The sequence below is a fragment of the bacterium genome (assembly GCA_040753555.1).
Taxonomy (GTDB): Bacteria; UBA9089; UBA9088; order UBA9088; family UBA9088; genus JBFLYE01.
The window spans coordinates 1-7,775 of record JBFMDZ010000103.1 but is presented as its reverse complement, the minus strand read 5'-3'; the positions used below and the strand labels follow the sequence as shown (position 1 = coordinate 7,775).

At 35.2% G+C, this 7,775-nt stretch carries 4 protein-coding genes and 1 tRNA gene; 3 read left to right on the top strand and 2 right to left on the bottom strand.

Translation table 11 applies throughout. The features are described 5' to 3' along the window. Window positions 1-778: 778 nt before the first annotated feature. Complete coding sequence (locus AB1630_08575; GenBank protein MEW6103847.1) at window positions 779-1,318, bottom strand: GNAT family N-acetyltransferase; 540 nt, start codon at window positions 1,316-1,318, stop codon at window positions 779-781. Window positions 1,319-1,387: 69 nt separating this feature from the next. Here AB1630_08575 and AB1630_08570 point away from each other — a divergent pair. The 3 genes from AB1630_08570 (at window position 1,388) to AB1630_08560 (ending at window position 3,773) form a co-directional block, all read left to right on the top strand. Next, window positions 1,388-1,459, top strand: a tRNA-Glu gene (locus AB1630_08570). Between the two features lie 108 nt (window positions 1,460-1,567). Continuing rightward, window positions 1,568-2,896, top strand: a complete 1,329-nt coding sequence (locus tag AB1630_08565) for a hypothetical protein (GenBank protein MEW6103846.1) — start codon at window positions 1,568-1,570, stop codon at window positions 2,894-2,896. A 115-nt stretch (window positions 2,897-3,011) separates the two neighbouring features. Beyond that, entirely contained in the window at window positions 3,012-3,773 is a 762-nt protein-coding gene (locus AB1630_08560; protein ID MEW6103845.1) for a hypothetical protein, read from the top strand. 45 nt (window positions 3,774-3,818) lie between these two features. Here AB1630_08560 and AB1630_08555 read toward each other — a convergent pair. Then, window positions 3,819-7,775 (bottom strand): FapA family protein (locus AB1630_08555; GenBank protein MEW6103844.1); only part of this gene is annotated, 3,957 nt, incomplete at its 5' end.

Below are 7,775 nucleotides of genomic sequence, written 5' to 3'. Positions count from 1 at the left end.
ACAGTAAATGGATATAAGATAATAACCGTAATTCTTGTGGGTTAAGAAAAAGACAAGATTGGGATATTTCAATGTATTGGTTTCTGGTGAAACCTGGCAGAATTTAGAAATAGAAAAGGCAATGAAAGAAAGGAAAGAGGCTTACATTTTAAGATCTTAAGATAGTAAAGATAGAATGGTTACAAGATAGTGAGAGAGAAAGATTTAGAGATGAAATAGTTTGGCATCTTATCACCAATGAGCAGATAAAGAATAAAAGGAAGGTATTTGAAAAGCTAAAAACTTAAGAGGATAATGAATTTATTCGATTATTGGGCTATATTGGAGGATGGAATGGTAAAGGGAACCTAGGCAAGTATTTGGTAAAGAGAGGGCTTTCTTTGTGGATTAATGGTTTTAAGGTAAACTGCTTTATAAAGACTCTCTCTTAAGAGAGAAAAGAGAATAATGGAAGAGGGGACTTGGAAATATCTAGGAATAAAGATAAACCTTACAAATAACAAGAATAATTTTTAGCTTTTTATTAAAAATAACCAAAAAGCCTCTACTTTTCTATTTCTTTAAAGAATATGTCCCTTTTAGAATAAGAAGAGGAAAGATTTAACTTAAAAAGAGGGTCTTTTTTTAGTAAAAATCCAGATTTTGCCAAAAAGATATGGGTATAAGTTTCAAGAAATTAAACTTGACCTTTTATCAAAAGGATGGTATAATTTTTTATCCAAAGGGGGGTATGATGTCTCTTCCGTTCCCTAATTTTATTAACTATACCAACATAACATTACCCCTTCTTTTTTTTAATCTCCTTAAGCCTTTTTCTCCTTAGATAATTTGCAACAAACTCCTGGCAGATATCAGCTAATGGACCAAACCTTTTTTGATAGACAAGCCTTTCTCCCTCTCCATTTAAAAACCTATTTATGCTCCTAAATCCCATTTTATAGTAAAACTCGCGAGAGACAGGTCTATCGGGAATTGTTGCTGTAAGTAGCTCAAGTTGATAATTGGAAAGAAATATCTCAAGGTGGGAGATAAGCTCCCTTCCTATACCTTTTCTTTGGCAATCATTTCTGGTGGCAATCCATGTTATCTCATATTCCTTATGATACAATAGCCTTTTGTATCCAATTAACCCAAGGATTTCGCCATTATCATTTACATAAACAAAAAATCCAGCTAATTCAACAGATGGTGGTTTAGCAAAATATTCACTTATATCATTTTTTAACCTTTGAATTCCAAGTGGATTAAAGTAGTGAGTAAGACCCTCAAATATCTTTATAACCTCAGAAACCATATCCTCTTTAAGCCTTACAATCATAGAAAGATTTTACCAATCTCTTGTTTTCCTTGTCAATTTTTGATATAATATAATGTTTTATGTTTAAAGGGCGCCATCGTCTAGGGGTTAGGACATCGGGCTCTCAATCCGGAAACATGGGTTCAATTCCCATTGGCGCTACTTAGATAAAAATTTAAAGAACCAACAAGGGAATTGAAGCCGAGCGAACGCATCCGGTGGATGATAAAGTGAGCGATGCCGGTCAATTCCCATTGGCGCTAATGTGGAATGTGGAATAAAAGGCTCAAGGTTATTGTCTATTGTCTATTGTCTGTTGTTTGTTGTCTGTTGTCTGCTTCTGATGTATCTCATTACACCGTAGGAGGAGGGTATACCCTTAGCCAGGCTTTGAATTTAGAGAAAAGGAAGCTATATTTAGGTGGAACATCACAACAGGCTATATATATTGTAAGCCTTGATGAAAGCGGAATGCCAACAGGAGAGCCGATTGCTTATCCAACAGAAGCAAATTGTTTATCTATGGCAATTTATGAAAATAAGCTTTATGTAGGGAATAATCAGGATGCGTATCTTTATATCTATAGCCTTGATAAAGATGGCTTGATTATAGGAACACCAACAAAGGTAATTATTGCAACAGAAGGCCAGGGTGCATATTCCATTGCCCTAGATCCAGAGAGAAGAAAGCTTTATGTGGGAAATATGTCTGGTGGAAATAACCTCTGCGTTTATAGCCTTGATAAAAATGGTTTTCCCGTTGGAGAGGCACATTTCTTTACAGCATCGGGATATACAACATCTATTGCCCTAGATCCTATCCATAATAAGCTATATTTGGCAGGATATGGTGGAGAAAATCCATTTGTTTGTGGCCTTAATAATGATGGTTCATTAAGTGGTGGGGGATGGAGCTTTGGCTTTGGAAACCTTACTTATGCTTTGGCGTTAGATATAGAAAGAAAAAGGCTTTATATGGCAAATAATTCAGAAGGAGACCTCTCTGTTGTTAAGCTACAAGAAGATGGCGTTCCTTCTACCTATACAACATATTCCTATGGCGGCCCAAGCATTTCCTTATCCCTTGATAAAAGAAAAAACAAGCTTTATGTTGGAAAGAATCAGGGCGGGAATAACCTTTATGTATACGACATAAATAAATTTGGCGATATTAAGGGAACACCGACAGCATTTCAATTAGGAGGGCCAACATTTTCTTTATGTTTGGGAGAAAACCTTTATCTTGGAAACTATTCAGGTGCAAATAACCTTTCTATCCTTAAGGAAGATAAGATACCTTGTATCTTAATAAATGATGGAACAAATACAACAAACACACAAGATATAAAGATTTCCATTAGTGCACCAAATCCCCATTGGATTAAGGTATCTGGAGACCTAGAGGCAATTTATGAATCTAAAATTAAATTAAATGAATGGGTTTCTGTTTCTTCCTGTAAAACAATGAAAGTAAGGCTTAGCCCGAAGAATGGCAACAAAAGGATTATTTTCTATTTTTTTGAATCTGCTGGCTTTGGAAATTATACAGGGATTTTAAAGAAGGAAGATGCATCCATATTGCTTGATATGCTGAAATAAAATTGGTTTGGAAATATTAACAAGGAGTGAGGGATGAGTAGTGAGGGGAAAGGGTTAAGAATTTTCCCTTGACATCAATATTTGAAAAGGATATAATTTTTTAGGAGATAAAATTATGCCTATTTCATTGATAAAGGAAGAACAAGAGCATTTTCTTAGGGTATTGCCTATATTATTAAAGAAGGATGAGCAATTTAGAGGTTCGCTTTATACCATCCTAAGCGAGAGCTTTGTTAAAAAGGATGATTTTTCTGAGCTTAAGGGTATTGTAAAGGAGCTTGGAATAAAGGTTTCTGATCTTGCTGAGGCACAGAAAAGAACAGAGACAAAGGTTGAGGAATTAGCAGAGGCACAGAAAAGAACAGAGACAAAGGTTGAGGAATTAGCAGAGGCACAGAAAAGAACAGAGACAAAGGTTGAGGAATTAGCAGAGGCACAGAAAAGAACAGAGACAAAGGTTGAGAAGCTTGTTGAAGCCCAAAAGAACACATGGACAGAGGTAAAAAAACTTTCTGACTCCATAGGCTTTGGATTAGAGGATGTAGCAAGGGTTGTCCTTCCTGGATACCTAAAGAGGCATTTAAATATTGATATAGATGAATTCGAGAGAAGGTTTCTCTTTGTGGGTAAAAGAGAGGTTGAGATAAACCTTTATGGTGAAGGAAGACAAAATGAAAATGAAGTAATAATTCTTGGTGAGTCTAAGGGAAGGATATACAAAAGGGAGATAAAAAGGTTTGTAAAAGACATAAAGTCCCTGGAAAAGGCTTTACAAAAACCCTATATAAAACTTATGTTTGGCTTTTTTATCCATCCATCTGCACAAGAAATTGCTAAAGAAGAAGAAATCTTCCTCATTACATCATATCAGAGATAAAAGATAAAATAGGAAAGATTGGAGTGGTAAAGTAATTTGTATTTTTTATTCCACCACAACCCTTCCTTTTGAAAGCTTAAATGTAGAAGCCCCTTTTTCTTCTAAGACAAGAAATTTTCCCTGTAATATATTTACATAAACTTCTGGATAGACTTTATTTTTAACTAAAACAAGGGCTTTTTCATTTTTTTCCATATTTTCTAGCTCCTTAATTCTTTTCACAATCTCTTCCAGAATTTCCTTTTTTTTCTCCACTTCTTTTTTAAGGAATTCCTTTTTATCAAGGGATAACCTATCAATATGGGCAATATCAAGTAAAAGCCTTTCATACATCTTTTTTTCTTCTTTAAATCTCTTTGCAAGCCCATCAATTTCAAGCATTACCTCCTTTTTTCTTCCCATGTAGATAAATGTATTTATTCCTGTATCCTTCCCTATCTCATCTGCTGTAACCGTTTGTGCAGCAGATACCTTTCCCCCAATTATCTTCTTTGCCTTTATATTATCAGAGAGGACATTGGAATGAAGAATTCCCTCTTTTACAACTACATCATCAGAAGAAATAAAGGAATTTTCAATAAAACTTGCACTAACTGCTTTTCCCCTTACATCGCCTTTTCTTATCCCTCCTTGAATTTCAACCCTTCCACCTCCATTTACTATGCCGCCATCCACTGTGTCTTTTATAAAAATATTTGCCTCTGCTTCCACAATAAATCCCTGTTGAACAGAGCCAAAAATAGCGACATTTCCTGCAAAATGAATATTTCCTGTTTGAAGGCACACATCGCCTTTTACTTCATATAATGGCTCTATATCAACTTTTTTCTCTTTAAATATTACCCTGCCATCAATGTCTGCTATAAGAAAAAGCCCATCATCAGATATTTTTGTATTTTTTCCAGAAGGCAGAGAAACATCCTTTACAGGAATAGGAAGAATTTCCTCACCCGTTATCTTTTTTCCTGGTTTTCCAGGAATAGAAGGATGCTTTTCAACCAAAACATCACCCTTCTTGACAGAGACAATAGACGATGTTTCCTTGAAATTAACCCTTCCATCTTCATCAAAAGAAAGCTCAATTCCCTCCTTTTCCTTTACTTTATATTCAAGAAAGGCATCCTTTCCATCTATCGGAAGGATAGGGGAGGCAATAAGAATAGGCTCTTTAAATTTCTCATTAACCAATGCATTTTTTATTGCATTATCGTCTATTCCAACTACTATGCCTTTCTTGTTTATGAATTTCATAACCTCATCCATATCAATGAGCATCCCACCTATCATTGGTGGATAAAATATAGCCTCTGCCTTTTCGTCCTCTGTTATCTTTATCTTAATAATCTTTGAAACATCAGAAAGATATTGCCGAGGTCCTATTTTTATTGCCTTTTCTTTTTTTTCTTTTTTCTCCTCTATTTCCTTAAATAAATTATTTATTGCAGAATAATCAATTTCTCCAAATCCCTCCCTTTTAATTTCCTGTAAAACATCATTAAAAGTAATCCATTTTCCTTCGCCATGTGGTGGATAGATCACAAAATATAACCCATCTGCCCTGTTATCAAAGGAAAAGCTACTATCTTTATCCTCTCCATATGTTGCATCCCAATCCTCACTCCAAGGACCAAACATTGCATTTGGATATACCCTTATTGTTTTGTTTGGTTTTTCCTCAAGCAAAAGGGAAAATTCTACCTTTTCCTCAGGGATTTTAAGAAAATGCGCTCCCTTTGAAATTGCATCAAGGAGGTTGTGGTCTGTTATAACAATAGATGCTGGTGGTTCAAATTTCATCTTTTTTAAAGGAATTTCTTTCTTTGTCATTTCAATAGGAAAAGATTCATAAGGGCTTTCTTTAATTCTGCCATCTTTTAGTTTAAATGTAAGCCCCATTAAAGGTTTTGTTATCCTTAAGGTCGGTTTTCCTATTTTAATCTTTGAATTTGGAAATATTGTTCCAGAAATAGACACTATACCATTTTCACCAACCTCTATCTCTGTTTCTGCCATCTCTGAAGAACCCATTTCTTCTGTATCAACAAGCTCTTCTGCAAATATCTTGCCACCCTCAAATGTCTTTTTCCCTTTTGCAATAACAACAGGCAAGGTAAATATAGGCGGAGGAACCTCGCCCTTTGTCATAATTATACCCCTTCTTCCCTGTACAAATACCTTTTTTGCACGAACATTGCCATCCAAAAATACCCGAACAACAAGAATTCCATCTGCCTCTATATTTGCCATTTCGCAGGATTCACAAACTATATCACCACCTGCCTTGAGAAATACATCTTCATCCTTTTTTCCAACCACATTTTTATCAATGTATATAGTCCCATCACATATAAGCCTTGCTCCCATCTCAACCATCCCTCTTACTACAATATCACCTTTTGCAACAATGGTTGTTCTCTTTTCTACATTTCCTGAAATTATAACCTTTCCAGGAAAATCTATATCCTCTCCACAATTTCCCTCTATCCTTAAAACCTTTTCAACATTGCATCTATTTTCTTTCCAAATAGCCTCTCCCCTTTCATTGCTATATAAAATTCTTCTATCTTGCGAAAGATAGGTTCCTGTTCCATGTGCTATCTCAATATCATCGCCTGCTATTCCCTCTATTTCATTTCCAAATATATCAACCCCTGGTTCTCCTCTCTTTGCAAGCTCTTTTATAGCTAAAATTTGTCCCTCTATTACCTCAAGACAATCTTCTTTCTTTATTTCTTTATTTTCTATTACTCCAAATTGATAGGCAAGGTAAGCATTTTCCCCTTTTGTTGGCAGCTTTGCTTTTGCAAAGAGAATTTCCTTATTATAAACAGGGTTTTTAATGAAGGTTGTAAGCACCTTTTTATCTATTCCATAGGTTATATTATTTTTCTCAATCTCCCTTAAAATTACCCTTCCCCTTATTGGTCTTCCTGAATTTGGATGGGACGGCGTTAAGGCTATGTAAGCCTCCTTGTTTTCATTTGTTCTTATTATTACCTTTCCATCAAGGTTCTCTATATATTGTCTATTTGCTATTCTTTCAGGCTTTGAAGAGCTTTCTTCAATTGCAATTCTTAAAATATTCTCATTCCAATCATAGAATTCCTTTAGCTTTTCTTTTGCATCCTCTAATGTTACAGGCCTTCCCCTTATTCCAGATGGTTTAATTACAACAAACAAACCATCTTCTTGATTTAGGATTTCTATCTCTCCATCCCTTTCTTCCATTTTTCTTCTTTCCTCTTGTCTTTCTTCCCTTATTTTCTCCCATGCCCCCCTTTTTTCCATTTCAAAGCATAGAAATCCTTTATCTAATTGGATGTAATCTATATCAATTATTCCTAAAAACCTCTTTCCATCATCAATATTTCTAACAAGAATAGATGGAGGAGATTCTGGCTTTTTTTGCTCACATTCCTTTGGTTTAAGCCTTACCTCTTTTTGCTGATACGGAGATTGAATGATTCCTCCCCTTTCTTCCTTTAGGGTTAATCCCTCCATTATTTTTTTTACCTCAAAGATTGCTTTTCCAATGGTAATCTTTGTTTTTGGATATATTGACGATGATGCAGAGACGAATCCACCAACATCTGTCATTATCTCTGTCTTTTCGTAAGAAACAGAGCCTATTATCTCTCCTCTTACAGAGAATTTTCCATATGTCATTCCACCAACAATACCAGAAACACCTTTAGCCATAGCAATGGGAAGGGAAAATATCTCTGGAAGGGTGTCTTTGGATGTCATAATTACACCCTTTCTTCCTATAACCACAGCATCTTCTGCCCTTGTATTTGAATGTAGTAGCCCTGTTTTCATAATAATAGAGCCATTTGATTCTATATCGCAATAGCTTGCTGAATTTGCCATAACATCCCTTTCTGCCTTTATCTTTATTCTTTCTTTTTCATCTCCTGTAATATCTCCCTCTATCTCAACCCCTCCATTAGAAACTATGAATACACCCTTTCCTATATTTCCCTTTATAAAAACCTCATTTCC